This window comes from Microbacterium sp. NPDC058342, assembly GCF_042723935.1.
Classification (GTDB): domain Bacteria; phylum Actinomycetota; class Actinomycetes; order Actinomycetales; family Microbacteriaceae; genus Microbacterium.
In genome coordinates, this window is the sequence record NZ_JBHXID010000001.1 from 70,663 (window position 1) to 95,834 (window position 25,172).

A 25,172-nucleotide genomic window follows, 5' to 3' on the forward strand; every position below is an offset into this window, starting at 1 on the left:
CGGCCTCGAAGGTAGGCTGTCCCGGTGATTGTGGAGCACCTGAACCTGGGCGATTTCCGCAACTACGCGACCGCCGATCTGACTCTGCACCGGGGCCCGAACGTGCTGGTCGGCAGCAACGGCCAGGGTAAGACGAACCTCGCCGAGGCGATCGTGTTCCTCGCGACGCTCGGTTCGCACCGGGTGTCGTCGGATGCACCGATGGTCCGAGACGGCAAGGAGTTCGCGGTCGTGCGGGCCCGTCTCGCGCACGGTGAGCGCAAGGTGCTCGTCGAGGTGCAGGTGAACAGGCAGGGCTCGAACAAGGCGCGCATCAACGGGTCCCCCTCGAAGACCAGCGAGCTGCCGCGCTATGCGCATGTCGTCCTCTTCGCTCCTGAAGACCTCCAGATCGTCCGGGGTGATCCGTCCTCGCGCAGAAGATTCGCCGATCAGCTGCTGATTCAGCGCACGCCGCGGATGGCCGGGGTGATCGCCGACTACGAGCGCGTGCTGCGTCAGCGCACCGCGCTGCTGAAATCGGCGCGCACGCGGGGCGTGCGCGGTGACGGGCTGTCGACCCTGGACGTCTGGGATGACAAGCTCATCGCGCTGGGTTCCGAAATCATCCACGCGCGCATCCGTCTCGCCACCGATCTGCAGGGTCCGCTCACCGACGCCTACGCGGCGATCGCCGGTGCCGATCATCGTCCGCAGCTGGAATGGGCGCTGTCGGTGCGCGGCGGTGACCCGGAGGAGGAGGGAGCGGATGCGGATGCCGACGTGCGCGGCGAGATCGAAGACCTCTTCCGCACGGCACTGCAGGCCAGACGCGGGAAGGAGATCGAACGCGGACTCACCCTGGTGGGGCCGCATCGCGACGACCTGATCCTGCGCGTGCGCGATCTGCCGGTCAAGGGATATGCCTCGCACGGTGAGTCCTGGTCGATGGCGCTGGCGCTGCGGCTGGCATCCGCCGAGCTGCTGCGTGCCGAATCGCCGGCGGGCGACCCGGTGCTCATCCTCGATGACGTCTTCGCCGAGCTCGACGCCGATAGGCGTCAGCGACTCGCGTCGCTGACCGCCGGCTACGAGCAGGTGATCGTCACGGCGGCGGTCGAAGCCGACATCCCCGAGCCGCTGCACCGCCATGTCGTGCGAATCAGTGCGGGCACGATCGCCGACGACCGCCCGCAGGTGGACGAGGCGGAGGCGGCGGATGACTGACCCGCAGCCCCCCGAGACCGTCGCCACCTACCTGCGCCTGCGCGGACTGAAGCCCAGTGCGAAGAACTGGAAGCGGCGCAGGCGACTGGTCGTCGACGACGACAACGCTCCGTTCACCCAGGGGCGCGATCCCGGGACGCTCGGGGATGTGCTCGCCAAGCTCACCAAGGACTCCGGCTGGGAGAAGACGCTGGCCGCCGAGGATCTGGTGCGTCAGTGGGCCGAGCTGGCCGGCGCCGACACGGCGAAGCATTCGGAGCCCCTGTCCTTGGAGCGGGGCGTGCTGACCGTGAAGTGCGATTCCACCGCGTGGGCGAAGAACCTGCAGTTCATGCGGGCGGTCATCATGACCGAGATCTCGAATCGGTATCCGGATGCCGGCGTCGAGAATCTGCGCTTCATCGGACCGGACGTGCCGTCGTGGAAGTGGGGACCGCGCGTCGTGCCGGGAAGAGGCCCGCGGGACACCTACGGGTAGGGCATCACGAACGCACCTTGAAGCGCTCAGAAGCGCCCACACGGCGTTTGAGGCCCAGGTCGACCTCCCAGACCCGCTAGACTGGGTGAGTACTTTCGATGTGGAGAACCATTTCTGATGACGCCTGAAAACCCCGCCGACGAGCACGACCCCTCGACAAGCTCAGGGAAGGTTCCCGGCGACTACGGTGCCGACCAGATCCAGATCCTCGAGGGGCTCGAGGCCGTCCGCAAGCGCCCTGGCATGTACATCGGCTCGACGGGTCCTCGTGGCCTGCATCACCTGGTGTACGAGATCGTCGACAACTCCGTCGACGAGGCGCTCGCGGGCTACGCCGACAACATCGAGGTGACCATTCTGGAGGACGGCGCGGTGCGCGTGGTCGACAACGGCCGCGGCATCCCGGTGGACCCGCACTCCTCCGACCCGACCAAGTCGACCGTCGAGGTCGTGCTGACCATCCTGCACGCCGGCGGCAAGTTCGGCGGCGGCGCCTACGCGGTCTCGGGCGGCCTGCACGGCGTGGGCTCCTCGGTGGTGAACGCGCTCTCCACCCGCTTCGACGTGGAGGTCCGCCAGAAGGGCTTCGTCTGGCGGCATCGCTTCGCCGAGGGCGGCGCCCCGCAGCAGAAGCTGGAGAAGGGCGAGGAGACCACCGAGACCGGCACGAGCATCACCTTCTGGCCGGATGCCACGATCTTCACCGAGACGACCGACTTCGACTACGACACGCTGCGCACCCGCTTCCAGCAGATGGCGTTCCTGAACAAGGGACTGCGCATCGCCCTGCGCGACGAGCGTGCGGCATCCGCGCTCGAGGAGGAGGTCGACGGCGCGATCGAGACGAGGCAGCCCTCCGATGTCTTCCTCTACGAGCGCGGCCTGGTCGACTACGTCGAGTACCTCAACAAGGTGCGCAAGGCCGAGGTCGTCAACGAGGAGATCATCGACTTCGAAGCCGAGGACACCGAGCGCAAGATCTCGCTCGAGCTCGCGATGCAGTGGACCACCTCGTACACCGAGAACGTCTTCACCTACGCGAACACGATCAACACGCACGAGGGCGGCACGCACGAAGAGGGCTTCCGCGCGGCGCTGACCGGACTCGTGAATCGCTACGCGCGTGCCAACAACCTGCTCAAGGAGAAGGACGAGAACCTCTCCGGCGACGATGTGCGCGAGGGACTCACGGCGGTCATCTCCATCAAGCTCGGCGAGCCGCAGTTCGAGGGTCAGACCAAGACCAAGCTCGGCAACACCGAGGCGAAGACCTTCGTGCAGAAGATCGTGAACGATCAACTGGGTGACTGGTTCGATCGCAATCCGGTTCAGGCGAAGAACGTCATCCGCAAGGCGATCGACGCCGCGACGGCCCGTCTCGCCGCGCGCAAAGCCCGCGAGACCGCGCGGCGCAAGAGCGTGTTCGAGTCGGCCGCGATGCCCGACAAGCTCAAGGACTGCACGAGCAAGGACCCGTCGATCAGCGAGATCTTCCTGGTCGAGGGTGACTCGGCCGGCGGCTCCGCGGTGCAGGGTCGCGACCCGCACACCCAGGCGATCCTGGCGCTGCGCGGCAAGATCCTCAACGTCGAGCGCGCGCGCCTGGACAAGGCCCTGGGCAACAAGGAGGTTCAGGCGATGATCCAGGCCTTCGGCACGGGCATCGGCGAGGACTTCGACATCGAGAAGGCCCGGTACCACAAGATCGTGCTGATGGCGGATGCCGATGTCGACGGCCAGCACATCACCACGCTGCTGCTGACGCTGCTGTTCCGCTACATGCGAGGACTCATCGAGGCCGGTTTCGTGTACCTCGCGATGCCGCCGCTGTACCGCTTGAAGTGGTCGAACTCGCCGCACGAGTACGTGTACTCGGATGCCGAGCGCGACGCTCTGCTGAAGGACGGCGCCGCGAACGGCAAGCGTCTGCCCAAGGACGCCCCGGTGCAGCGCTACAAGGGTCTCGGCGAGATGAACGCCAAGGAGCTGTGGGAGACCACGATGGATCACACCACCCGGACGCTGCGTCAGGTGACCATCGACGATGCAGCCGCCGCGGATGAGATCTTCAGCGTGCTGATGGGTGAGGACGTCGAGTCGCGGCGCACGTTCATCCAGCGCAATGCCAAGGACGTGCGCTTCCTTGACATCTGAGGCGTTCGTCTCGCTTCGCTCGCTCAACGACCGGTACTGAAAGAACAACATGACTGACGAAGAACGCCCCGAGCCCGTGCACGAGCACGGCCGCATCAACCAGGTCGACCTGCAGTCCGAGATGCAGCGGTCGTACCTCGACTACGCCATGGCGGTCATCGTCGGTCGCGCACTTCCCGACGTGCGCGACGGACTCAAGCCCGTGCACCGCCGCGTGATCTACGGCATGTACGACGGCGGCTTCCGGCCCGACAAGTCGTTCTCGAAGTGCGCCCGCGTGGTCGGCGAGGTGATGGGTCAGTACCACCCGCACGGCGACTCGGCGATCTACGACACCCTCGTGCGCCTGGTGCAGCCGTGGTCCCTGCGCTATCCGCTGGCACTCGGTCAGGGCAACTTCGGCTCCCCGGGCAACATGGGCGCCGCGGCCCCCCGGTACACCGAGACCAAGATGGCTCCGCTCGCCCTCGAGATGGTGCGCGACATCGAAGAGGAGACCGTCGACTTCTCGCCGAACTACGACGGTCAGACCCAGGAACCCGACGTCCTTCCGGCGAGGTTCCCGAACCTGCTGGTCAACGGCTCGATCGGCATCGCGGTCGGTATGGCCACCAACATCCCGCCGCACAACCTGCGAGAGGTGTCGAACGCGGCGCTCTGGGCACTCGAGAACCCCGGCCTCCCCCGCGACGAGCTGCTCGACGGACTGATCCAGCGCATCCCCGGTCCGGACTTCCCGACCGGTGCGCAGATCCTCGGCACCAAGGGCATCCACGAGGCCTACCGCACCGGCCGCGGATCGATCACCATGCGTGCGGTGGTCGAGGTCGAGGAGATCCAGGGCCGCACCTGCCTGGTCATCACCGAACTGCCGTACCAGGTGAACCCCGACAACCTCGCGGTCAAGATCGGGGAGCTCGCCCGGGACGGCAAGATCACCGGCATCGCCGACATCCGCGACGAATCCTCGGACCGGACCGGTCAGCGCCTGGTGGTCGTGCTCAAGCGCGACGCCGTCGCGAAGGTCGTGCTGAACAACCTGTACAAGCACACGCAGCTGCAGGACAACTTCGGCGCGAACATGCTGGCGATCGTCGACGGTGTTCCGCGCACCCTGGCGCTGGACGGCTTCATCACGCACTGGCTGGATCATCAGCTCGACGTCATCGTCCGCCGCACCGGTTTCCGGTTGCGCAAGGCGCAGGCGCGCATGCACATCCTGCAGGGCTACCTGAAGGCACTGGATGCGCTGGACGAGGTCATCGCGTTGATCCGCCGCTCCCCCACCGTCGACGAGGCGCGCGAGGGACTGAAGTCTCTGCTGGACATCGACGACGATCAGGCCCAGGCGATCCTCGACATGCAGCTGCGGCGCCTGGCGGCGCTGGAGCGTCAGAAGATCGTCGACGAGGCGACCGACCTCGAGGCGAAGATCGCCGACTACAAGGAGATCATCGCCACCGAGGCGCGCCAGCGCGAGATCGTCCGCACCGAGCTGACCGAGATCGTCGACCGCTTCGGCGACGAGCGCCGTACGCACATCCTGCACGGCTTCGACGGCGACATGTCGATGGAGGACCTGATCCCCGTCGAGGAGATGGTCGTCACCGTCACCCGCGAGGGCTACATCAAGCGCACCCGCAGCGACAACTACCGCTCGCAGCACCGGGGCGGCAAGGGAGTCAAGGGCGCGCAGCTGCGCGCCGACGACCTCGTCGAGCACTTCTTCGTCACCACCACCCACCACTGGCTGCTGTTCTTCACCGACAAGGGCCGGGTGTACCGCACCAAGACGTACGAGGTGCCCGAGGCCGGCCGCGACGCCAAGGGTCAGCACGTCGCGAACCTGCTCGCCCTGCAGCCCGACGAGAAGATCGCCCAGGTGCTCGCGATCAGCGACTACCAGGCGAAGGACTACCTGGTGCTCGCCACCCGCGGGGGCCTGGTGAAGAAGACCCGACTGGGCGATTACGACACCAACCGTCAGGGCGGCGTGATCGCCATCCGCATGCGCGAAGCGGACGAGCTGGTCAGCGCCAAGCTGGTCAACGCCGACGACGACATCCTGCTCATCAGCGCCAAGGGGATGTCGGTGCGGTTCAACGCCACCGACGACGCGCTGCGGCCGATGGGCCGCGCGACCGAGGGCGTGCGGGGAATGAAGTTCAAGGACGACGTTGACTGCCTGCTCTCGGCATCCGTCGTCGCCGAGGATTCCTACGTCTTCACGGTCACCGACGGCGGCTACGCCAAGCGCACCAGCGTGAGCGAGTACAAGGTGCAGAAGCGCGGCGGAACGGGCATCAAGGTGGCCAAGCTGAGCGACGAGCGAGGCGTTCTCGCAGGCGGTCTGATCGTCTCCGAGGACGACGAGGTCTTGGTGGTTCTGTCCAGCGGCAAGGTGGTACGCTCTGCCGTGGCCGAGGTGCCCGCCAAGGGCCGCGACACCATGGGAGTCGTGTTCGCCCGCATGTCGGGCGATGACCGCATCCTCGCCGTCGCCCGCAACAGCGAGCGCGGCATCGAAGAAGAGGACGAGACGGAAGCCGAGACCTCGGAGCCCCAGACCCCCGCTGAGACCCCCGAAGAGAGCTGACCGATGAGCACAGTGGCAGACAAGCTGGCGAAGAAGTCCACGCGCAAGACCACCGGCAAGCAGGTGCGCCTGCGCCTGGTCTACGTCGACTTCTGGTCGGCAGTGAAGCTGTCGTTCCTCGGTGCAGTGGCGCTGGCGATCGTCACGATGGTGTCGTTCTTCCTCATCTTCATGGTGCTGCAGGCGACGAACGTGCTCGCACAGACGGGTGACTTCCTCGACAAGATCACCGACGGCGCGATCGACCTGCAGAGCCTCATCGGCCTGCCGCAGGTGATGGCGTTCGGCGCGGTCGTCTCGATCCTGAACCTCATCGTGTTCACGGTGCTCGGTGCCGTGATCGCCGGTATCTACAACCTGGCCGTCAAGGTCACCGGCGGGCTGCTCATCGGCTTCATGTCGAACTGACCCCGGGTGCAGACCGAGCCGCAAGACGGGCGGGATCCGATTCGGATCCCGCCCGTCGTCTTCTCAGCAGCCGCAGGGTAGGGAAAACCCGAACGCAGCTGTCCGGCTGTCCTCGTTCCCCGGGCTCGGCGGCGCCCGTAGCGTGGAGGCCATGACCACGAATCCGACTTCGCTCACGCCCCCGCCGCAGGGCCGGACGCCCGGGAGCGCCGCGCCCGCGGCGGCACCTGCGGCGGCCGACGATGCCGCGAAGCGTCCGTTCCGCATCCTGCTGACCGCCCTCGAACTCGCGGCTCTCGGAGCGCTCGGCACTGCTGTCTTCGCCACCCTGACCGCCATGTTGGGTGTGGGCCTGGGCCTCACCTTCGTGTTCGGCATCGGCCTGTTGGTCCTGGTGGGGCTCGTGTACGCGCTGTACGGCGTCGCCTGGTTCGAGGTGCGCCGCGTCGCCGATCTGTATGGTGAGGATCTTCCCGACCTGCGGCTGCGCCCGCGCCTCCGCCCCGGTTTCGGCGGCTGGGTGCGCAGCATCGGGCGCCAGTCCATCGACGGCCGGATGTGGCGCGCGATGCTGAACTTCGTGCTCGGCTGCATCGCCGGCACGCTCGTGCTGCGTCTGCTGTGGGGCGTGGTCTGGTCGGCGGTCATCGCCTTCGCTCCGCTGCGCGCGGAGGGCGAGATGGAGGGTCCGTTCGGGGCCGTCATGCCGGTCGGCTGGGCACCGGTCGTCGGAATCCTCGGGGTGCTCGCCGCCGCTGCGGGCATCGTCGGGCTCGCCCTGCTGCACCGCCTGCTGAGCCGCACCCTCGTCGTCCCCAGCCGCGAGGCCGAGCTGAGCGCGCAGGTGCGCACCACCTCCGCGCAGCGCGCGGGCGCTGTCCGTGCCGCCGAGTTGGAGCGCACCCGCATCGAGCGCGACCTGCACGACGGCGTCCAGCCGCGGCTGGTGTCGGTCGGTATGACGCTGGGCCTCGCACAGCAGAAGATCGACACCGACCCGACGGCCGCGAAGGAGCTGATCGGCGAGGCGCACACCTCGACGAAGGCGGCGATCACCGAGCTGCGACAGCTCGCCCGCGGCATCCACACCTCAGTCCTGGACGATCGCGGTCTGGATGCCGCCCTCTCGGCACTCGGCGGACGCTCGCACATCCCCGTGCAGCTCGACGTGCGCCTCGATGCCGGAATGACAGGGGCGGGAGCCCGGTGCCGCGATGCCGAGGCGGCCGTCTACTTCGCCATCGCCGAGTCGCTGACGAACGCCGCCAAGCACTCCCGCGCGAGCGAATGCCGCGTGGTGGTGCGCAGTCGTGACGGCGCCCTGTGGGCGCGCGTCGAGGACAACGGCATGGGCGGCGCGCAGGTGCAGCCCGGTGGCGGACTCGACGGCATCGCGAACCGCGTGCTCGCGGCGGGAGGAACCTTCCGCCTGGAGAGTCCCGCGGGCGGTCCGACCAGCCTGGAGGTGACGGTGCCATGCGCATCCTGATCTGCGAGGACTCCGTCCTGCTGCGCGAGGGACTCGTGCGCCTGCTCGAAGACGCCGGCCACGACGTGATCGCCGCCCTCCCCGACACCGACGGGCTCCTGGGCGCAGTCGCCGAGAAGTCGCCCGACCTGTGCATCCTCGACGTGCGACTGCCGCCGACGTTCACCGACGAGGGCATCCGGGCCGCGCTCGCCATCCGCTCAGGGCACCCCGCGCTGGCGCTGCTCGTGCTGTCGCAATACGTCGAGGAGCGCTACGCGAGCGATCTGATCGCGGCTCAGGGCGGCGCCCTCGGGTACCTGCTCAAGGACCGGGTCGCCGACGTCGCCGAGTTCCTGGAGTCGGTGCAGCGCATCGCCGGCGGCGGTACGGTGCTCGACCCCGAGGTGGTCGCCCAGCTGCTGACACGACGCAACCGCGACGAGCGGATGCTGCGCCTGACCGAGCGCGAGCGCACGGTGCTCGCGCTGATCGCGGAGGGCAAGTCGAACAGTGCCATCGCCGGCCTGCTGTTCCTCAGCGAGGCCAGTGTCGAGAAGCACATCACGGCGATCTTCCAGAAGCTCGGGCTGGATCCCGAGGACGGGAACCGGCGGGTGCTCGCGGCACTCGCTCACATCGAGAACACGCACCCGGCGTCCACGGATGCCGGACGAGACAACCAGGGAGGGCTGCGATGAGCGGCACGAGGAAGAGCATCGGCGCGATCACCATCCTGATGGCGGTGTTCGGTGGCGTGGTGCTGCTGGGCACGGGCGCCGCGGCCGCAGCGACGGGACTGAGGCAGACCGGATCGCAGGGCGGGACGGTGCAGGCCGACGTGCAGGGCGTGACTGCTCTCGACGTCGACGTGCGCGCGGCGGAAGTGCGAGTGGAGTTCAGCTCCGACGACGATGAGGCGCGGTTGCGCATCGAGGGCGGGTCCGCCGACGGCTGGAAGCTGCGCCGCGACGGCGACGAGTTGCAGTTGCGCGGTCCTGATCGCGGGTTCGACTGGTGGCAGCCGGACTGGCTGCGTGGTGAGGAGCGCGCCGTTCTGGTGCTGCCGGACGAGTTGAGCGGACTCGACGCCGACCTCACCCTGAAGGCCGGCTCGCTCGACGCCGACGGCGTCTTCGGTGAGCTCGACGTCGACATCGACGCGGGTTCGCTGAGCCTGAACGGCGACGCCGAGAACCTCGACGTGCACCTGGACGCCGGCCGCGCCGACATCGACCTGGACGGTGTCCGGACGGCCGAGTTCACCGTGAACGCGGGCCGGATCGTCTCGTCGCTGGCCGTTCAGCCGCGGACCGTCGCAATCGGCGTGTCGGCGGGGGCGCTGGATCTCACGCTGCCCGATGCGGATTACGACCTTCAGCAGCGGGTGAGCGCCGGATCGCTCGACAGCAACCTGCGTCAGAATGACGCCGGCCGCAGCCAGATCCGAGCCACCGTATCGGCCGGTTCGGTCACGCTGCGCGCGTCGGACGGCTGAGCGCGGATCGGAAACGCCCGGCCTGTTCGCAGGCCGGGCTCGATTCGCTTTTGCTCAGTGTCATCCGGTAAAGTCTTGGAGGTTGACGGGGCTATAGCTCAGGCGGTTAGAGCGCTTCACTGATAATGAAGAGGTCCCAGGTTCAAGTCCTGGTAGCCCCACCGATAGATACAAGGCCAAGCGGCATTTCGCTTGGCCTTTTTCGTCTCACCGCCCCGCCCGCATGCCGGGGCTCCGCCTCGGCGACCCCTCCTATGCAAAAGGAGAACCATGGTGTGGCACAGGAAAGCACTCGTAGCACCCTCGGCGCGGCACCCAGATACTTAGGGTGTCCTTTGAATCATGCCCTTAATAAAGGAAAAACTATGGTTAACCCCAACGAAGTGGTTACGAGACACCCGAACGATGTGCCGCGATCAACCGGTCGCTGGCGCCGCACCCGGATCCGAACGGTGGCCACCGTATCCGCGGTAACCATCGCCGTCGCCGGACTTGCGGGATGCACGTCGACACCGTCATCACCCGGCTCCACGGCGGACATCGCCGAGACGGGCTTCGCGCTCAACACCGGAGAGGCGAAGACGGGCGGTACCGTACGCGTCTTCAGTCCCAACGACTTCTCCCATCTTGATCCGGCGATGGGCAACGATGGCGGAGTCACGAATTTCTACCGTCTCATCTATCGCAACCTGACGACGTGGGCGAACGAACCCGGCGAGGGCGGCACGGAGGTCGTGCCGGACATGGCCACCGACCTGGGTCAACCCAACGAGGACCGCACGGTCTGGACGTTCACGCTCAGGGACGGGCTGAAGTTCGAGGACGGCAGTCGGATCACGGCCGCCGACCTGAAGTACGGCATCGAGAGGTCGTTCGATCCTTCTCTGGCCATCGGCTCCGCTTATCATCACGTTCTCAAGGGAGCCGCTGACTATCAGGGCATCTACGAGGATCCCGACGGTCTCGACTCGATCGAGGCCGTCGATGACAAGACCATCCGGTTCACGCTCGAGCATCCGCAGGCGGACTTCGCGTCGATCACCGCGATGTCGCCGATGACTCCGTTCCCCGCGGGGAAGGTCTCGTCGACCACCCAGATCGACGACCAGCCGATCTCGTCGGGCCCCTATCGGGTGGAGGAGTACGAACGCGGTTCTCACCTGACTCTGGTGCGGAACGAGGAGTGGGATGCCGAGACCGATCCGGTGCGCCCCGCCTACCCCGACGAGTTCGAGTTCCTCTTCGGATACGACCAGAACACCATCGATCAGCGTCTGATCGCCGGCCAGGGTGAGGACGCGAACGCGATCTCGACCGGTGGGCTGCAGCCGGCAAACCTCGCACAGGTATCGGCCGACGAAAACCTGCGGTCGCGCACCGTGCAGAGCCTGCCCGGTTGCACCTCATTTCTCATCATGAACACGACCGCAGGACCTCTTCAGGATGTGGAGGTGCGTCGCGCGATCAGCTATGCGGTCGACAAGAACGGCGTCGTCGATGCGATCGGCGGCCCGCGGCTCGCATCGATCGCGACGCAGATGCTGCTTCCGGGGACGCCGGGGCGTCAGGAGTTCGATCTGTACCCGAGCCCGGACAACGGTGGGGATCCCGAAAAGGCGAAGCAGATGCTGGCGGACGCCGGGTACCCCGACGGCATATCCCTCGTGATGGATGTGCGCACCCCGGTGTGGCAACCGCAGTCGGAGGCGATCCAGGAGTCACTGAAGAAAGCCGGCATCGAGGTCACGCTCAATCCTGTCGACCAGGCGACGTACTTCGAGGTCATCGGCACGCCGTCACAACAGAAAGACCTCGCCTTCTCTGGATGGTGCAACGGGTGGCTGACCGGTGAAACGCTGCTTGAGCCGCTGTTCGACGGCGACCGGATTGCGGAGAAGGGCAACAGCAACTACGGCCAGCTGAACGACCCCGCGATCAACAAGAGCTTCGACGAGATTCCGCTGATCACCGACCTCGAGGAGAAGCAGAGCCGGTATGGGCAGCTCGATCGCGACATCCTGGAACTCGCCCCGTTCGTTCCTCTGGTGCACGGCACGTCGTTGCAGATGGTCGGAACCAACGTGGGGAACGCGTTCGCCCACGCCGGAATGACCGGGTACGTGGATCTGACATCCGTGGGGCTCAAGGACCCAGAGGGCCGATAACCCCCCATGGCGTATCCGAAGATTCTCGACTCAAGCGGGGATCTGCTTCCCGAGCCGGCGGTCGCGCCGCCGGCTCGGAGAGCAGGCCGGAAGGGCCGGACCGCTCAGCGTCGGCGTCTTCCCGTCACCCTGGCACTGTGCTTCCTCTCGCTCGTCGCCATCATGGCCGTCTTCGCCCCGTTCATCGCGGGCCTGGGCGGATGGGATCCGTACCAGTTCGACAAGTCGGCGGTGGATCCTCGAATGGGTGGTCTCCCCGTGGGCCCATGGGGCGGAATCAGTTCCGACCACTGGTTCGGCGTGGAGCCGTTGAACGGGCGCGACCTCTTCGCGCGAGTCGTCTACGGCGCGCGGACGTCGGTCTTCATCGCGGTGAGCGCCACCGCGCTGACCACGGTCCTCGGCGTGGGGCTCGGACTGCTCGCGGGCTTCTTCGGCGGGTGGACAGACGCCGTGATCTCCCGTCTGATGGATTTCCTGCTCGCGTTCCCGTCACTGATCTTCATGATCGCGATCCTGTCAGCCCTGCCCGGCGAGAATCGGCCGATCATGCTGGTCGTCGTGCTCAGTGTCTTCAGCTGGCCGGCGATGGCCAGAGTCGTGCGAGGACAGGCCATGTCGCTCGCACGGCGGGAGTTCATCGATGCGGCCCGAGCTTCGGGAGCCGGACGCATGGCGACGGCATTCCGGGAACTCCTGCCCAATCTCTCCGGGACGATCATCGTGATGGCGACGATACAGCTGCCCACATTCATATCGACCGAGGCCGGCCTCTCCTTCCTGGGCGTGGGCGTTCGCCCGCCGGAACCCTCCTGGGGTCAGATGATCAGCTCTGCCCTGTCGTGGTATCAGAGTGACCCGATGTACTTCGCGGTCCCGGGAACCTTCCTGTTCCTGACTGTTCTCTGCTGCATGGTCGTCGGCGACCATATCCAGTCGCGCTGGTCTCAGGGAGGTCGTCTCGGATGACGCTCTACATCATTCGGAGGATCATCGGCGGCGTCGGGACGCTCTTTCTCGTGACGCTGTTCACGATGCTGATCTTCTTCACCCTGACACCCGATCCTGCAGCGAGCATCTGCGGTCAGACCTGCTCACCCGAACGGATCGACGCGATACGTTCGATGCTCGGTGTGGATCAGCCGTTCCTCACGCAGTTCTGGACCTACATCTCGTCGCTCTTCGTCGGCCGCACCATCGGAGAGGGCGCGGGCGCCATCCACTGCGCGGCACCGTGTCTCGGATACAGTTTTCAGACCCGCCAGGACGTCCTCGGGATGATCGCCAGTCGACTTCCCGTGACGCAGACGCTCGCTGTGGGAGCGGCGGTGCTGTGGCTGGTGGCGGGAATCGCGGGCGGCGTCATCAGCGGGCTGAAGGCCGGAACCGTCTGGGACAAGGGAATGATGACCTTTGCGCTCATCGGCATCGCGCTCCCCAACTATCTTGTCGCTCTCGTGCTGCAGTACGTGCTCGTGGTCAAGTTGCGGTGGCTTCCCTTCCCGTCGAACGTCAGTCCCTTCGAACAGCCCGTGCTCTGGTTGCAGTCCTATCTCATGCCCTGGATCGTGCTGGCATTGATGTTCGCTGCACTGTATTCGAGACTCACGAGATCGAGCATCATCGAGACGTTGGATGAGAACTTCATCCGCACCGCACGGGCGAAGGGTCTCTCCAGGAAGGTGATCATCGGGCGACACGCTCTCCGCCCGTCATTGAGCCCCGTGGTCACTCTGTTCGGGATCGACTTCGCAACCCTGCTCGGTGGCGCCATCATCACCGAGACCGTGTTCGGGCTCAACGGCGTGGGCAAGCTTGCGTATGACGCGATCGCGACGAACGATCAGCCGGTCCTCATGGGGATCACACTGCTGGCGGGGTTCGCCGTGGTGATCGCGAACATCGTCGTCGACATCGTCTATCACTTCCTGGATCCGAGGGTGCGGAGGGCGGCATGAGCGAGAACGCGGAACTGCTGAGTGTCGAGGGTCTCACGATCGACTTTCCGACAGCCAGAGTCGTGGAAGCGGTCTCCTTCTCCATCGAGCGAGGAAACACGCTGGGTGTCGTCGGCGAATCAGGATCGGGGAAGTCGATGACCGCGTTGTCGATCATGGGCCTCCTTTCCGCAAAGGCATCCGTCACCGGATCGATCAGATTGCAGGGGCAGGAGTTGATCGGGGCGTCCGAGCGATCATTGCAACGGCTGCGGGGAAACCGTGTCGCCATGATCTTTCAAGACCCGCTGTCCAGCCTCAATCCGTACCTCACCGTCGGGTTCCAGATCGCGGAGGCATACCTCGCGCATCGACGCGTATCTCGGAGGGTCGCCAGGATGGGGTCGATCGAGGCGATGGAACGGGTGCGGATTCCGGACGCGGCTCGGAGACACGATGACTTCCCGCATCAGTTCTCAGGCGGGATGCGACAGCGCATCATGATCGCCATGGCGTTGGTGTGCGAACCCGAACTGATCATCGCCGATGAGCCCACGACGGCGCTCGACGTGACCGTCCAGGCGGAGATCCTCTCACTCATCGCCGAGCTTCAGCAGTCATCAGATGCGTCGATGCTCTTCATCACGCACGATCTGGCAGTCGTCAGCGAGATCGCCGACCACGTCGCCGTCATGAGATCGGGCCACCTCGTCGAGTACGCCCCGGTGGAGCGTCTGTTCTCATCTCCCGAGAACGAGTACACACGAAGACTCCTGGACGCGACGCCACGACTCGTGGATCCCGTGACGAGAGGCGGCCTTCGGTGATGATGAAGCAAGAAGGTCCCCTCCTTCGAGTACGGAACCTCGTCAAGGAGTATCCCGCGAGCCGAAAGGGTCTCTTCCGCACCAGACCAGGGAGGGCGTTCCGTGCGGTCGACGATGTGAGCTTCGAACTGGCCCGGGGGAAGACACTGGCCATCGTCGGGGAGTCGGGCAGCGGAAAGTCCACGACTGCGCGGATCGTGGCGAAACTGCTCGAGCCGACTGCGGGAAGCATCGTGCTGGAGGGGCAGGATGTCACGAGATGCTCTCCCCGATCGGAACTGCTCTACCGCGGCGAGGTGCAGATGGTGTTCCAGGACCCGTTCTCCTCGCTGAACCCGCGTCACACGGTCGAACAGATCATCTCCGCGCCATTGCGATATCAGAAGAAGGGTGACCGACGTGAGCACCCGGAGATCGTGCGCTCACTTCTTCGACGGGTCGGACTTCAGCCCGAACACGCTGCGAGGCACCCTTGGCAGTTCTCCGGCGGGCAGGCGCAGCGCATAAGCATCGCGCGTGCCCTCGCAGTCGATCCGAAGATCGTCATCTGCGACGAGGCGGTTTCCGCCCTGGACGTCTCGGTCCAGGCACAGATCCTCGACCTGTTGCAGGAGCTTCAGGAAGAGACGGGCATGAGCTACATCTTCATCACGCACGACCTTGCGGTCGTCGGTGAGATCGCTCACGACGTTCTGGTGATGAGCAGATCCAAAGTCGTCGAGAACGGTCCGCGAGACCGCGTTCTGACGATGCCGCAAGACCCGTACACGCAGCGGCTGCTCGATTCAGTGCCGCGGATAAATCCGGTGTGGGATGAGCGACGCAAGCAAGCGATGAGGCTCGAGGTGTGACGAGCCTGACAGCGTTCGGTGATGACATGGGGTGGGGCGTCCATCGAGCTCGTGTCGTTTTGCGTGCCCGAAACGTCGCGGGTAAGATAGACGAGTTGGTTCGGGGGCCTTAGCTCAGTTGGTAGAGCGCTTGCTTTGCAAGCAAGATGTCAGGAGTTCGAATCTCCTAGGCTCCACACTGTGTTGAGACAGTGAGAAAAGGCTCCGCTTCGCGGGGCCTTTTCGCTTGCCCGCTATGATCCGGCTATGCGTGCTTTCACCGCCTCCGCGGTCCTCACCGCCGTGCTGACGGCGTCCCTCCTGCTGGGAGGCTGCGCGGCAACCGAGAGCGAAGCTGCGCCGGCATCCTCAGCTCCCAGCCCGCAGGCGACAGCCTCGCCCGAGCCGATCACCGGCGCACCCGGTGACTCGCTGTCCGCTGAAGAGGCGAAGCAGCTCAACGGCCAGCGCGGCACGCTGCGCCCGTATGAGATGAACGATGGTTCGCACGTGCTCATCGATGTTGAGCAGCCGCTGCCCCCGGCGGTGAAGGAAGAGATCGCACAGAATCTGGGTAGCGCCGGGAATGACTCGGGCAGTGCGCTGAGCAAGCTCAACCAGGAGAGTTCGACGGGTAAGACCATCATCATGGTCCGCAAGCTTCATGCGGGGGATGGGAATGGCAACGCAGTGTTTACCTGGGTTGCTGCCTCTTATGCCAGCGGCTTCCCGATGGGAATCATGGGCGGTTCGGCCGACTCTGTCGTATCGCAGGTGCAGCCCTGGCTGAACTCTCAGCGCGACCCTGCTCAGTACGAGGTCATCGTCGTCAACAACTGACGCGGAATGTCGGTGGGTCAGCCTATGGTGAAGAGGGGCGGTCTTCGACCTCATCTCGGCGTGTCAGGAGCGCGATGGCAGAGTTCGTCCGGGTGGATTCCGGTGATCAATCCGACGTCGAGGAGCTCTGGACCCGGTTCGTGCCCTCGGCACGGCTGCAGCGCGTCGATCCGAAGGCCTTCGGGTTCCGCTGGCGCTCGGCGCGCACCGGAGGACTGTCGGTCGTGCGCTACGGACTCACCGCCACCGTGACCTCTGAGGTGCGTCCGGAGGATCAGGTCCTGGCGTGCCGCGTCGCCACCAGCGCCGGCTGGGTGCGCAGTGCCCGCACAGAGTTGAGCACGTCACTGCCGTGGGCCACCGACAGCGTGCACGTTCAGGCTCACTGGCAGACCATGGCGGATGTGAGCGCCTTCATCTTCGACCGCGACATCGCCGAGGACCTCGCCAGGCGCATCACCGGCGACGATCTGCTCCGCGTGCGCCTGACGGATGCGGCGCCGCGCGACGACAACGCGGGACGCAACTGGAACCGCGCCTTCGACTACGTGCTGAGCGCCCTCGCCGACGGTGGCGACGACCCGCTCATCGAAGCCGCGCTGGTCAGGCATGCCCTGGTGACCACGCTCAGCACCTTTCACACGACCTTCTTCGACGCGGCGATGCGCGATCCGCGCCTGTCGGGCAGCTCGGTCGTGCGTCGCGCCGTCGCGTACATGGACGCCCACGCGCACGAGCCGATCACGATCGATGACGTGGCCGAGGCGACGCACATCTCCACCCGGGGCCTGCAGTACGCGTTCCGCCGGGCGCTGGAGATCACGCCGGCGGCCTATCTTCGCAAGGTGCGGCTCGACGGCGCCCACCGAGAACTGCAGAACGCCCATCCCGGGCGGTCGGTCACCGAGATCGCGCGCCGCTGGGGCTTCGGCAACACCTCCCGCTTCAGCGCCACTTACCGGGAGACCTACGGGCGCTCCCCGCAGCAGACGCTCGAGCACTGAGCCCGTTTCGTACTGCAGGCGAACAGTAAGTGCGCCGGTTGTATGGAAGCGCTCGATACGAGGGTTGGCTTGCGAACCCCGCCATAATCTGGCTCCGATGGGATATCTCTACTACGGCGACGCGACTGAACCGATCACGATGGAAGATCGCACACTCGCGCACCTCAAGGTCGTCGTCGCGACCAAGCTCCGACGCAATGAGAGCTTCACGCTGTCCTGGCAGCACCCGGAGGGTGAGCCCACGGGCCGCTCGACGCTGTGGCTGCACCCCTCGATCTCCCTGCGCTTCGTGTTCGAGGAGCCGGAGACACCCGCTCTGAGCCAGCGCTGGCTGACCGAACTCGCCACGTCGGCGAACAGCAGCGGGGGCATCCGGCTCACCGAGGAGCACATCGACGCCGGCGAGAGCGCCGACGACGGCGAGCCGTCGAAGGTCCCTCAGGACGCCTGAACTCAGGCATCCCGATCGCCCGGCTCAGGAAGCGGCGCGGCGCACCCGCTCGGCGAGGAACGCCCGCTCCTGGTCGCCCAACGACGTGACCGCGTACGCCGTCGGCCAGACCGCGCCGTCGTCCAGGTTGGCGGCCTGGTCGAACTCGAACGTCGAGTAGCGCACCTTGAACTTGGAGCGCGGCTTGTAGAAGCACACCACCTTGCCGGCCTCGTTCGCATACGCGGGCATGCCGTAGTACGTGCGGGGCACCAGATGCGGCGCCGCCTCGGCGACCATCGCGTGCAGGGCCTCGCCGAGCGCACGGTCGTCATCGGGCATCGCCGCGAGCTTGTCCCGCACCTCGGCCTCGCCCTCACGGCGCACCTCTTCGGGGTCCTTCTTCGACCGGGAGCGTGCGGTGCGCTTCTCGCTCGCGGCCGCCTTCATCGCCTCGCGCTCCTCGGCCGTGAAGTTCGCGGTCTGTCCTGCCTTCGCCATGATGGCCTCCTTCGTGTCTGAGATCACACTACGGAGGGCTCGGCGTGCCCCGCTTCTCGATTCCTGATCGGATGCCCCAGGTGCGCACGCACTACTGTGAACACATGGATCTGCGCGTCGCCGCCTACGCCGTCGTCACCGATGACGAGGACCGCATCCTGCTGGCCCGCTGGATCGAGGGACGCCGCACAGCGTGGACGATGCCGGGCGGCGGACTGGAGGAGGGCGAAGACCCGGAGCTGGCCGTGCGGCGCGAGCTGCGCGAGGAGACCGGGTTCCGCATCGAGACCACCGAGCTGCTCGGCATCCACTCCCGCGTCATCCCCGCCTCGCAGCGCGTGCGCAAGGCGCCGACGCCGCTGCACACTCTGCGCATCGTCTACCGCGCGCGGATCACCGGCGGGGCGCTGCGCTTCGAGACGAACGGATCCACGGACATGGCCGCATGGTTCACGGTCGCCGAGGTCGCCCAGCTGCAGCGCGTCAAGCTCGTCGACATCGCCCTGCGCATGGCGGGCGTGCTCTGACGCGACCGCCGGCGCCGGAGGATCACCTTGCGGATCCGTCGCGCGGATGCTCCGGCTCGGAGATGTCGGCGACGGTGGCCCCGTAGGCGCGGATGAGGTCGTCGGCATGCACGAACAGGCTGTAGCCGTGCGAGCCGGCGCCCATCGCGATGCGACGGCCGACGATCGTCTCGTCGGCGTACACGGGCCAGTCGGTCGTGCTGCCGATCGGCACGATGGTGCCGCGCTCATAGCCCGTCGCCGCGAGGGCGAGCTCTGGCTCCGGGAGGCGCAGCCGGTTGACCCCGACGATCCCGCGCAGTTTGGGCCACGAGATCGAGCGCCCGCCGGGCACGAGGGCGAACAGGTACGAATCGTCGGATCGCTTCACGACCAGCGTCTTGACGATGTCAGACGGCTGCAGGCCCAGCAGTTCGGCGGCCCCGTGGAGGCTGCGCGCAGCGGGGCGCTCGCGGATCTCGATGTCGAGACCGCGAGCGGATGCCGCCGCCCGGACCCGCTCGTGCGGGTCCGCCATCACGCGTCGGGGGTGGACAGCGGGTCGTCGGCGACCCAGAGCTCGTCGTCGGCGCGCAGCGCCTGCCAGGCGGCGGCGACCACGCCGATCGCGGCGGCGGCGCCGAGGACGATGGCGATGACCGAGCCGACGCCGAGTCCCTTCTTCTTCGGTGCGGGACGGTGCACCAGGCCGTGACGCTTGGCGTTCGCGACATCCCAGGCCGAAAGCGCTGTGCCGACGACGCCACCCACGATCGGGACGACCTTGTCGTCGACGACGTGCTTGCCGATCTTCAGGCCGCGGTCGACCGTCGGCGCGACGCGTCGGTTGTAGGTGTCCTGCACCACCGGCACGACCTGCTCGCGGTTGAAGTGGCCGAGCTGACGCCCCGCCTCGCGTGCGATGTCGGTGGCGTGGCCGACGAGCACCTGCTGCGCCTCCCAGAGCTGTCCTGCGTCGTTCTGAAGCTTGCGCAGTTCCTTCTTGCGCTTGCGGCTGAGGTTCACGTTGCTCTCCCGTCGATCGGAGTCGTAGGTGTTCATCTTGCCAGACGACACTGAATGGCAGCAGAGACCTGGCGCACTCCCACAAGATGTGCGACCATTCGGCTCCGTGTCCGCCGCCTCTGCGAGAATATGGAGCATGCCTCACGCTTCTCACGTCGCAACCCTGCACACCAACCACGGTGACATCGTCATCGATCTGTTCGGCGACCACGCTCCGAACACCGTCGCGAACTTCGTCGGCCTGGCCGACGGCACCAAGGACTGGACCGACCCCGCCACCGGCAAGCCCGGTGAGGGCGCGCTGTACAAAGACGTCATCTTCCACCGCATCATCCCCAACTTCATGATCCAGGGCGGCGACCCGCTCGGACAGGGCGTCGGCGGCCCCGGCTACAACTTCGACGACGAGATCAACATGGAGCTGAACTTCAACGAGCCCTACATCCTCGCCATGGCGAACGCGGGCCTGCGCCGCAACGCCATCACCGGTCAGGCCGAGGGCACCAACGGCTCGCAGTTCTTCATCACCACCGACCCGACCCCCTGGCTGCAGGGCAAGCACACCATCTTCGGCGCGGTCGCCGATGACGCCTCCAAGGCCGTCGTCGACGCCATCTCGGCAGTCCCCACCGCCGCCGGCGACCGCCCGATCGAGCCGGTCGTCCTGCAGTCGATCGACATCGTCGCGGCCTGAGAGCACGAGCCGATCCGGATGACGACCCCAGAGTTCACGAGCAATCGCGACAACTTCTGCTACCGGCATCCGGATCGGCAGAGCTTCGTGCTCTGCCAGCGCTGCATGCGCACGATCTGCCCGGAATGCCAGACGCAGGGACCCGTCGGGGTGATCTGCCCCGAGTGCATGAAAGCGCAGCGCAAGGCCGAGTCGCCCGCGCAGCGCCGGGCCCGCCGGCAGTGGGGTGGCGGCGCGATGGCCCTCGGCCGTGGCGGCAAGCCGGTCGTCACCTACGTGCTGCTGGCCGTGACCTCGGCGATCGGCCTGCTGCAGCTGCTTCCCGGCATCGGCGACGCGATCACCGGCCGGCTGCTCTTCGCCGCCGTGTACCTCTACCCGGATCTGTCGGGGTATCCGTTCGAACCGTGGCGGATGCTGACCTCGGTCTTCGCGCACGGTGGATTCATCCACCTCGCGCTGAACATGCTCGCGCTGTGGATGCTGGGTCAGATCCTCGAACCGATGCTCGGCCGCATCCGATACCTGGCGCTCTACCTCATCGCCGGCTTCGGCGGATCGGTCGCCGTGGCGGTGATCGATCCGACCACGGCCACCGTGGGCGCTTCCGGTGCGATCTTCGGCCTGATGGCCGCCCTGCTCATCATCGGCCGGCACGTCGGCGCCAACGTCACGGGCATCCTCGTGATCCTGGCCATCAACTTCGCCTTCGGGTTCTTCGTCGGCGGCATCGCCTGGCAGGCGCACCTCGGCGGCGCAGTGGTGGGGGCGCTCGTGGCACTCGTCTTCACGCGCACGCGACGGCGCGAGCAGCGTTTCTGGCAGATCGCTCTGCTGATCGTTCTCACAGCCCTGCTCGTCGTGACGACGGCGGTCGTCCCGCCGTTGCTGATTCTCGGCTGATCAGAGGTTGTTAACAGGTTGTCCCGAGGTGTGAATAACAGCGGTGTAATTCTCCCCAGCCTGTGGATAAGTCTGGGGACAACCTGCCCCGAGACGAAGAAAGGCCCCTCGCAGCGCGAGGGGCCTTTCACGTCGCCGGTCAGCGCCAGCGCGTCGTCATGAGGAAGCCGATCAGGGCGATGCCCAGCCCGATGCCGAGATTCCAGCCCTCGAGCCCGGGGATCGGGTACTGCGATCCGGAGATGTAGTACACGAGGATCCAGACCAGCCCGAGCAGCATGAATCCCACCATCACGGGCTTGAACCAGACGGCGTTGGGAGCCTGCTCGCCCTCCGGGCGGTCAACGGGCTCTTCGGGTACGCGAGATCGTGCCATGAGGATCAGTCTAGCCATGACGAATAGACTTCCCCTCATGCATGCTGCCGCGTCCGCCCGCCGCCGTCCGGCCCCGCGACGCGGGCGAGCGACGGTCACCGGCGTCCTCGGTGAACTCCTGCTGACCGCAGGAGTGCTCGTGCTGCTGTTCGTGTCGTGGCAGATGTGGATCGGCGACATCATCATCGGCGCGCAGAACAACGAGAAGGGGGCGGAGCTGTCACAGCAGTGGGCTGCCGAGCCGGTCCCCGAGCCCCCGCCCGTCATCGACACCACCGACGACGGAGAGGCGGTCTACGAGCCACCGGTGCTCCCGCATCCGGACGACGCCGAGATCTTCGCCAACATGCTCATCCCCCGCTTCGGCGACGACTACAGCGTGAACATCGCCGGAGGCACCTCACGCGCCCGCACGCTCGACAAGATCGGCATCGGCCTGTACACGCAGTCGAAGATGCCCGGCGAGGTGGGCAACTTCTCGCTCGCCGGACATCGCACCACCTGGGGCAAGCCGTTCAACCGGATCGACAAGCTGCGCCTGGGTGACGCGATCGTCATCGAGACCCCCGAGGGCTGGTACACCTACCGATTCCGGACGCTGGAGTACGTCAAACCGACACAGGTCGACGTGCTCTCCGACGTACCGCAGATGCCGGCACAGCAGACCGGCGAGCGATTCATCACCCTCACCGCCTGTTCGCCGCTGTACTCGCTCGCCGAGCGCATCGTGGCCTACGGGGTGTTCGACGGCTTCCAGCCGCGCGCAGAGGGCCCGCCCGCCTCGCTCGCGTCCGTCGACGTCGCCTCCCCGTCAGCGGAAGGAGCCCCCTGATGTACGCCGCTCTCTGGCGCCTGCTGCCCGGTCCCTGGTGGGTGCGCCTGATCATCTTGCTCGTGCTGCTGGCCGGCGCGCTCTACGGGCTGTTCTTCTACGTGTTCCCCTGGGTGAGCCCGTACGTCACCCCGGGAGAGATCGACCTGGAATGACCCCGCGCGTGCTGGTCGTGGACAATCACGACAGCTTCGTCCACACCCTCATCGGCTATCTGCAGGAGCTCGGCGCCGACGTGACGATGGTCGAGGCCGACGCCCTCGTCGCCGACCGGCTGAATCGGTGGTTCGACGCGCACGACGCCGTCATGGTCTCCCCCGGACCGGGGACCCCGGCCGACGCCGGTGCATCCCTGGCGGTCGTGCGTGAGGCCGCGCGGCGGCGGATGCCGCTGCTGGGCGTGTGCCTGGGGCACCAGGCGATCGGCGAGGCGTTCGGCGGCGTGGTGTCCCGGGCGCCCGAGCTCATGCACGGCATGGTCTCCCAGGTGACGCACGACGGGTCGCGGCTGTTCCAGGGCATCCGCTCGCCCTTCGCCGCCGGACGCTACCACTCCCTCGCCCTCGCCGAGCGGTCCCTCCCCGCGTCGCTGCGCGTGACCGCCCGTGCCGAGCACGGCACCATCATGGCGGTCGAGCACGAGAGTCTGCCGATCCTCGGGGTGCAGTTCCATCCCGAGAGCGTGCTCACCGAGAACGGGCATCGCCTGCTCGCCAACTGGCTGGCGGGCGTCGCCGCCGGTCAGCCCGCCACGCAGTAGCGCAACGCCACGGTCGAGAGGATCTTCACCTCGCCCGGAGGAACCGACATCGAGATCACGGTGTTCGGCGACTGACCCTCACCGCAGGCGCCCTGCTCCTGAGGGTCGACGACGAGGGCCAGATCCTCGAGCTGCTTCGTCGCGGCATCCACGGTCCACCCGGTCATGTCCTGCACGGTCACCTTGCCGTTCGCCACGACGAGGTTCACGACCGTGCCGGGCGCGATCTGGCTGCCGGCCTCCTGGCTGGCACTGAGCACCGTGCCCGCCGCGGCGCGCGGATCGTTCTGCTGCTGCACTGTGCCCAGCTTCAGCCCCTCGGCCTTGAGCGCCTCCTTCGCGGCGTCCTGCGAGAGACCTTCCAGTACGGGCATCTCCACCGTGTCGGCCCCGGTCGAGACGTACACGATGATCGACTCGCCCTTCGACACCTTCGCGCCGGTGCCGGGCTGGGAGCGGATGACGTGATCCTCGGCGAAGTCGGCACTGGCCTCTTCGCGCACGTCGGCCAGGAGGTCCTCCTCCTCGAGCTCGGCGCGCGCCTGGGCGAGTGTCAGATCGACCAGGTTGGGCACGGTCACCGAGCTCGCGGGCACATCCGGCGGGCGCACGGCGAGGCTGACCACCCAGAACAGCACCGAGACGAGCAGCACGGCCAGCAGCGCGACGCCCGCCCAGATCCAGGCGACCGGCGGGCCGGACTGGGTGCGGGTCATGGTCGTGTCGGTGCTCAGCTGGCGCAGCGAGCGTGCGGTCTCCTGCGCATGGCGAGGATTCGGCCCGTACAGCTCGCTCGTCAGCGCACCGATCTGCTTCTTCGTCGGCGCCTCGCCCGAGGAGACGCCGTTCAGTGCGGCGCGGAACGAGACGGCGTCCGGGAAGCGCTGGTACGGATCCTTGGCGAGCGCCCGCAGCACGATGGCGTCCAGCGAACGCGGCAGATCCTCGTTCAGCTCCGACGGAGGCACGGGCGTCTCGCTCACGTGCTGGTATGCGACGGCCACCGGCGAATCGCCGCGGAACGGCTGGCGTCCCGTGAGCATCTCGTACAGCACGACGCCGGTGGAGTACAGGTCGGTGCGCGCGTCGACCGGCTCGCCCTTGGCCTGCTCGGGCGAGAAGTAGGCGGCGGTGCCGAGGATCTGCGTGGTCTCTGCCACGGTCGACGACGAGTCGGAGACGGCGCGCGCGATGCCGAAGTCCATCACCTTGACGGTGCCCTTGTCGGTGATCATGACGTTGCCCGGCTTGATGTCACGATGCACGACACCGGCGCGGTGCGAGTACTCGAGCGCCTCGAGGATGCCGTCGGTGTAACGGATGGCGTCCTCGACAGACAGCGGCCCCTCGGCGATCAGGTCCTTCAGCAGCGTGCCGTGCACGAGCTCCATCACGATGTAGGGCTCGGCTCCCGCCTTCGCGGAGCCCTCCGCCGACTGCCCCGTCGCGGGGTCGCCGGCGTCGAAGACGCGCACGATCGACGGGTGCGACATGCGCGACGCGGCCTGCGCCTCCAGGCGGAACCGGGTGCGGAACGCCGTGTCGCGGGCCAGCTCAGGGTCGAGGATCTTGATCGCGACCTCGCGCCCCAGCGTCAGGTCGCGGCCACGGTGCACCTGCGCCATCCCGCCCTGGCCGATCGCCTCGTCGACCCGATAGCGGTCGCCCAGAATGCGCGGCTCTGTCGACACGTCCCGTCTCCCCCTAGAAGCTTCCGAACCCTTCCGCCAGAG

General features: G+C 66.8%; 27 protein-coding genes and 2 tRNA genes. 24 read left to right on the forward strand and 5 right to left on the reverse strand.

What is annotated here, in order from left to right:
- The first annotated feature begins 24 nt into the window (after positions 1-24).
- The 18 genes from recF (at position 25) to ACFWHT_RS00370 (ending at position 17,862) form a co-directional block, all read left to right on the forward strand.
- On the forward strand, positions 25-1,206 hold the full coding sequence (gene recF / locus ACFWHT_RS00285; protein ID WP_378824383.1) for a DNA replication/repair protein RecF: 1,182 nt from the start codon (positions 25-27) through the stop codon (positions 1,204-1,206).
- On the forward strand, positions 1,199-1,684 hold the full coding sequence (locus tag ACFWHT_RS00290) for a DUF721 domain-containing protein (RefSeq protein ID WP_378824384.1): 486 nt from the start codon (positions 1,199-1,201) through the stop codon (positions 1,682-1,684). The genes recF and ACFWHT_RS00290 overlap by 8 nt, the downstream gene beginning before the upstream one ends.
- Before the next feature lie 117 nt (positions 1,685-1,801).
- Entirely contained in the window at positions 1,802-3,838 is a 2,037-nt protein-coding gene (gyrB, locus tag ACFWHT_RS00295) for a DNA topoisomerase (ATP-hydrolyzing) subunit B (protein WP_378824385.1), read from the forward strand.
- A 49-nt stretch (positions 3,839-3,887) separates the two neighbouring features.
- Positions 3,888-6,434: a DNA gyrase subunit A gene (gene gyrA / locus ACFWHT_RS00300; RefSeq protein WP_378824386.1), complete on the forward strand. Its 2,547-nt coding sequence runs from the start codon at positions 3,888-3,890 to the stop codon at positions 6,432-6,434.
- 3 nt (positions 6,435-6,437) lie between these two features.
- Positions 6,438-6,842, forward strand: a complete 405-nt coding sequence (locus ACFWHT_RS00305; RefSeq protein ID WP_378824388.1) for a DUF3566 domain-containing protein — start codon at positions 6,438-6,440, stop codon at positions 6,840-6,842.
- 151 nt (positions 6,843-6,993) lie between these two features.
- On the forward strand, positions 6,994-8,331 hold the full coding sequence (locus ACFWHT_RS00310; protein ID WP_378824390.1) for a sensor histidine kinase: 1,338 nt from the start codon (positions 6,994-6,996) through the stop codon (positions 8,329-8,331).
- Positions 8,319-9,011 carry a LuxR C-terminal-related transcriptional regulator gene (locus ACFWHT_RS00315; RefSeq protein ID WP_378824391.1) on the forward strand — a complete coding sequence of 231 codons (693 nt, stop codon included), beginning with the start codon at positions 8,319-8,321 and terminating at the stop codon, positions 9,009-9,011. The genes ACFWHT_RS00310 and ACFWHT_RS00315 overlap by 13 nt, the downstream gene beginning before the upstream one ends.
- A complete protein-coding gene (locus tag ACFWHT_RS00320; RefSeq protein WP_378824393.1) occupies positions 9,008-9,808 on the forward strand; it encodes a hypothetical protein in 801 nt (266 codons plus the stop codon). Before ACFWHT_RS00315 ends, ACFWHT_RS00320 begins: the two co-directional genes overlap by 4 nt.
- Positions 9,809-9,895: 87 nt before the next feature.
- Positions 9,896-9,969: transfer RNA gene (locus ACFWHT_RS00325), tRNA-Ile, on the forward strand.
- Positions 9,934-11,973, forward strand: coding sequence for an ABC transporter substrate-binding protein (locus ACFWHT_RS00330; protein ID WP_378824395.1), 2,040 nt, complete (start codon positions 9,934-9,936; stop codon positions 11,971-11,973). The genes ACFWHT_RS00325 and ACFWHT_RS00330 overlap by 36 nt, the downstream gene beginning before the upstream one ends.
- A gap of 6 nt (positions 11,974-11,979) precedes the next feature.
- A complete protein-coding gene (locus ACFWHT_RS00335; RefSeq protein ID WP_378824396.1) occupies positions 11,980-12,942 on the forward strand; it encodes an ABC transporter permease in 963 nt (320 codons plus the stop codon).
- On the forward strand, positions 12,939-13,931 hold the full coding sequence (locus tag ACFWHT_RS00340) for an ABC transporter permease (RefSeq protein WP_378824398.1): 993 nt from the start codon (positions 12,939-12,941) through the stop codon (positions 13,929-13,931). The genes ACFWHT_RS00335 and ACFWHT_RS00340 overlap by 4 nt, the downstream gene beginning before the upstream one ends.
- The gene (locus tag ACFWHT_RS00345) at positions 13,928-14,737 is read left to right on the forward strand and encodes an ABC transporter ATP-binding protein (RefSeq protein WP_378824399.1); all 810 of its coding nucleotides are present in this window, start codon (positions 13,928-13,930) and stop codon (positions 14,735-14,737) included. Before ACFWHT_RS00340 ends, ACFWHT_RS00345 begins: the two co-directional genes overlap by 4 nt.
- A gap of 2 nt (positions 14,738-14,739) precedes the next feature.
- Positions 14,740-15,588: an ATP-binding cassette domain-containing protein gene (locus ACFWHT_RS00350; RefSeq protein WP_378827842.1), complete on the forward strand. Its 849-nt coding sequence runs from the start codon at positions 14,740-14,742 to the stop codon at positions 15,586-15,588.
- Positions 15,589-15,691: 103 nt separating this feature from the next.
- A tRNA-Ala gene (locus tag ACFWHT_RS00355) sits at positions 15,692-15,764 on the forward strand.
- A 70-nt stretch (positions 15,765-15,834) separates the two neighbouring features.
- Positions 15,835-16,407 carry a hypothetical protein gene (locus tag ACFWHT_RS00360; protein WP_378824401.1) on the forward strand — a complete coding sequence of 191 codons (573 nt, stop codon included), beginning with the start codon at positions 15,835-15,837 and terminating at the stop codon, positions 16,405-16,407.
- A 74-nt stretch (positions 16,408-16,481) separates the two neighbouring features.
- Entirely contained in the window at positions 16,482-17,411 is a 930-nt protein-coding gene (locus tag ACFWHT_RS00365; protein WP_378824403.1) for a helix-turn-helix transcriptional regulator, read from the forward strand.
- A 97-nt stretch (positions 17,412-17,508) separates the two neighbouring features.
- Positions 17,509-17,862, forward strand: a complete 354-nt coding sequence (locus ACFWHT_RS00370; protein WP_378824404.1) for a hypothetical protein — start codon at positions 17,509-17,511, stop codon at positions 17,860-17,862.
- 24 nt (positions 17,863-17,886) lie between these two features.
- Here the strand turns inward: ACFWHT_RS00370 and ACFWHT_RS00375 are convergent, their stop codons facing one another.
- Positions 17,887-18,342: a hypothetical protein gene (locus ACFWHT_RS00375; protein WP_378824406.1), complete on the reverse strand. Its 456-nt coding sequence runs from the start codon at positions 18,340-18,342 to the stop codon at positions 17,887-17,889.
- Between the two features lie 104 nt (positions 18,343-18,446).
- On the opposite strand from ACFWHT_RS00375, the gene ACFWHT_RS00380 reads away from it, so the two are divergent.
- The gene (locus ACFWHT_RS00380) at positions 18,447-18,869 is read left to right on the forward strand and encodes an NUDIX hydrolase (RefSeq protein ID WP_378824407.1); all 423 of its coding nucleotides are present in this window, start codon (positions 18,447-18,449) and stop codon (positions 18,867-18,869) included.
- A 22-nt stretch (positions 18,870-18,891) separates the two neighbouring features.
- Here the strand turns inward: ACFWHT_RS00380 and ACFWHT_RS00385 are convergent, their stop codons facing one another.
- Both ACFWHT_RS00385 and ACFWHT_RS00390 read right to left on the reverse strand, forming a co-directional pair.
- Positions 18,892-19,386, reverse strand: a complete 495-nt coding sequence (locus tag ACFWHT_RS00385) for an aminoacyl-tRNA deacylase (RefSeq protein WP_378824409.1) — start codon at positions 19,384-19,386, stop codon at positions 18,892-18,894.
- Positions 19,386-19,874: a DNA helicase gene (locus ACFWHT_RS00390; protein WP_378827844.1), complete on the reverse strand. Its 489-nt coding sequence runs from the start codon at positions 19,872-19,874 to the stop codon at positions 19,386-19,388. The genes ACFWHT_RS00385 and ACFWHT_RS00390 overlap by 1 nt, the downstream gene beginning before the upstream one ends.
- 136 nt (positions 19,875-20,010) lie before the next feature.
- Between ACFWHT_RS00390 and ACFWHT_RS00395 the strand changes: the two genes are divergently transcribed.
- A complete protein-coding gene (locus ACFWHT_RS00395) occupies positions 20,011-20,568 on the forward strand; it encodes a peptidylprolyl isomerase (RefSeq protein ID WP_378824411.1) in 558 nt (185 codons plus the stop codon).
- Between the two features lie 18 nt (positions 20,569-20,586).
- Complete coding sequence (locus tag ACFWHT_RS00400; RefSeq protein WP_378824412.1) at positions 20,587-21,471, forward strand: rhomboid family intramembrane serine protease; 885 nt, start codon at positions 20,587-20,589, stop codon at positions 21,469-21,471.
- A 139-nt stretch (positions 21,472-21,610) separates the two neighbouring features.
- On the opposite strand, the gene ACFWHT_RS00405 is transcribed toward ACFWHT_RS00400, so the two are convergent.
- Positions 21,611-21,847 carry a cell division protein CrgA gene (locus ACFWHT_RS00405; RefSeq protein WP_378824415.1) on the reverse strand — a complete coding sequence of 79 codons (237 nt, stop codon included), beginning with the start codon at positions 21,845-21,847 and terminating at the stop codon, positions 21,611-21,613.
- 37 nt (positions 21,848-21,884) lie between these two features.
- Between ACFWHT_RS00405 and ACFWHT_RS00410 the strand changes: the two genes are divergently transcribed.
- Genes ACFWHT_RS00410 through ACFWHT_RS00420 form a run of 3 tightly spaced genes read left to right on the forward strand, consistent with a single transcriptional unit; the run spans position 21,885 to position 23,439 of the window.
- Positions 21,885-22,679: a class E sortase gene (locus ACFWHT_RS00410; protein ID WP_378824417.1), complete on the forward strand. Its 795-nt coding sequence runs from the start codon at positions 21,885-21,887 to the stop codon at positions 22,677-22,679.
- Positions 22,679-22,834, forward strand: a complete 156-nt coding sequence (locus ACFWHT_RS00415; protein WP_378824419.1) for a hypothetical protein — start codon at positions 22,679-22,681, stop codon at positions 22,832-22,834. The genes ACFWHT_RS00410 and ACFWHT_RS00415 overlap by 1 nt, the downstream gene beginning before the upstream one ends.
- Positions 22,831-23,439 (forward strand): anthranilate synthase component II, encoded by a 609-nt coding sequence (locus tag ACFWHT_RS00420; protein WP_378824421.1) that lies wholly within the window; start codon positions 22,831-22,833, stop codon positions 23,437-23,439. The genes ACFWHT_RS00415 and ACFWHT_RS00420 overlap by 4 nt, the downstream gene beginning before the upstream one ends.
- Here ACFWHT_RS00420 and pknB read toward each other — a convergent pair.
- The gene (gene pknB, locus ACFWHT_RS00425) at positions 23,421-25,130 is read right to left on the reverse strand and encodes a Stk1 family PASTA domain-containing Ser/Thr kinase (protein WP_378824424.1); all 1,710 of its coding nucleotides are present in this window, start codon (positions 25,128-25,130) and stop codon (positions 23,421-23,423) included. The genes ACFWHT_RS00420 and pknB overlap by 19 nt on opposite strands.
- Positions 25,131-25,172 lie beyond the last annotated feature (42 nt).

What these genes read in the sequence shown, in the direction of transcription:
- ACFWHT_RS00290 (WP_378824384.1), top strand. Translation starts at nt 1,199, where the DNA reads ATGACTGACCCGCAGCCCCCCGAGACCGTCGCCACCTACCTGCGCCTG.
- gyrB (WP_378824385.1), top strand. Translation starts at nt 1,802, where the DNA reads ATGACGCCTGAAAACCCCGCCGACGAGCACGACCCCTCGACAAGCTCA.
- gyrA (WP_378824386.1), top strand. Translation starts at nt 3,888, where the DNA reads ATGACTGACGAAGAACGCCCCGAGCCCGTGCACGAGCACGGCCGCATC.
- ACFWHT_RS00305 (WP_378824388.1), top strand. Translation starts at nt 6,438, where the DNA reads ATGAGCACAGTGGCAGACAAGCTGGCGAAGAAGTCCACGCGCAAGACC.
- ACFWHT_RS00310 (WP_378824390.1), top strand. Translation starts at nt 6,994, where the DNA reads ATGACCACGAATCCGACTTCGCTCACGCCCCCGCCGCAGGGCCGGACG.
- ACFWHT_RS00315 (WP_378824391.1), top strand. Translation starts at nt 8,319, where the DNA reads ATGCGCATCCTGATCTGCGAGGACTCCGTCCTGCTGCGCGAGGGACTC.
- ACFWHT_RS00320 (WP_378824393.1), top strand. Translation starts at nt 9,008, where the DNA reads ATGAGCGGCACGAGGAAGAGCATCGGCGCGATCACCATCCTGATGGCG.
- ACFWHT_RS00330 (WP_378824395.1), top strand. Translation starts at nt 9,934, where the DNA reads ATGAAGAGGTCCCAGGTTCAAGTCCTGGTAGCCCCACCGATAGATACA.
- ACFWHT_RS00335 (WP_378824396.1), top strand. Translation starts at nt 11,980, where the DNA reads ATGGCGTATCCGAAGATTCTCGACTCAAGCGGGGATCTGCTTCCCGAG.
- ACFWHT_RS00340 (WP_378824398.1), top strand. Translation starts at nt 12,939, where the DNA reads ATGACGCTCTACATCATTCGGAGGATCATCGGCGGCGTCGGGACGCTC.
- ACFWHT_RS00345 (WP_378824399.1), top strand. Translation starts at nt 13,928, where the DNA reads ATGAGCGAGAACGCGGAACTGCTGAGTGTCGAGGGTCTCACGATCGAC.
- ACFWHT_RS00350 (WP_378827842.1), top strand. Translation starts at nt 14,740, where the DNA reads ATGAAGCAAGAAGGTCCCCTCCTTCGAGTACGGAACCTCGTCAAGGAG.
- ACFWHT_RS00360 (WP_378824401.1), top strand. Translation starts at nt 15,835, where the DNA reads ATGCGTGCTTTCACCGCCTCCGCGGTCCTCACCGCCGTGCTGACGGCG.
- ACFWHT_RS00365 (WP_378824403.1), top strand. Translation starts at nt 16,482, where the DNA reads ATGGCAGAGTTCGTCCGGGTGGATTCCGGTGATCAATCCGACGTCGAG.
- ACFWHT_RS00370 (WP_378824404.1), top strand. Translation starts at nt 17,509, where the DNA reads ATGGGATATCTCTACTACGGCGACGCGACTGAACCGATCACGATGGAA.
- ACFWHT_RS00375 (WP_378824406.1), bottom strand. Translation starts at nt 18,342, where the DNA reads ATGGCGAAGGCAGGACAGACCGCGAACTTCACGGCCGAGGAGCGCGAG.
- ACFWHT_RS00380 (WP_378824407.1), top strand. Translation starts at nt 18,447, where the DNA reads ATGGATCTGCGCGTCGCCGCCTACGCCGTCGTCACCGATGACGAGGAC.
- ACFWHT_RS00385 (WP_378824409.1), bottom strand. Translation starts at nt 19,386, where the DNA reads ATGGCGGACCCGCACGAGCGGGTCCGGGCGGCGGCATCCGCTCGCGGT.
- ACFWHT_RS00395 (WP_378824411.1), top strand. Translation starts at nt 20,011, where the DNA reads ATGCCTCACGCTTCTCACGTCGCAACCCTGCACACCAACCACGGTGAC.
- ACFWHT_RS00400 (WP_378824412.1), top strand. Translation starts at nt 20,587, where the DNA reads ATGACGACCCCAGAGTTCACGAGCAATCGCGACAACTTCTGCTACCGG.
- ACFWHT_RS00405 (WP_378824415.1), bottom strand. Translation starts at nt 21,847, where the DNA reads ATGGCACGATCTCGCGTACCCGAAGAGCCCGTTGACCGCCCGGAGGGC.
- ACFWHT_RS00410 (WP_378824417.1), top strand. Translation starts at nt 21,885, where the DNA reads ATGCATGCTGCCGCGTCCGCCCGCCGCCGTCCGGCCCCGCGACGCGGG.
- ACFWHT_RS00415 (WP_378824419.1), top strand. Translation starts at nt 22,679, where the DNA reads ATGTACGCCGCTCTCTGGCGCCTGCTGCCCGGTCCCTGGTGGGTGCGC.
- ACFWHT_RS00420 (WP_378824421.1), top strand. Translation starts at nt 22,831, where the DNA reads ATGACCCCGCGCGTGCTGGTCGTGGACAATCACGACAGCTTCGTCCAC.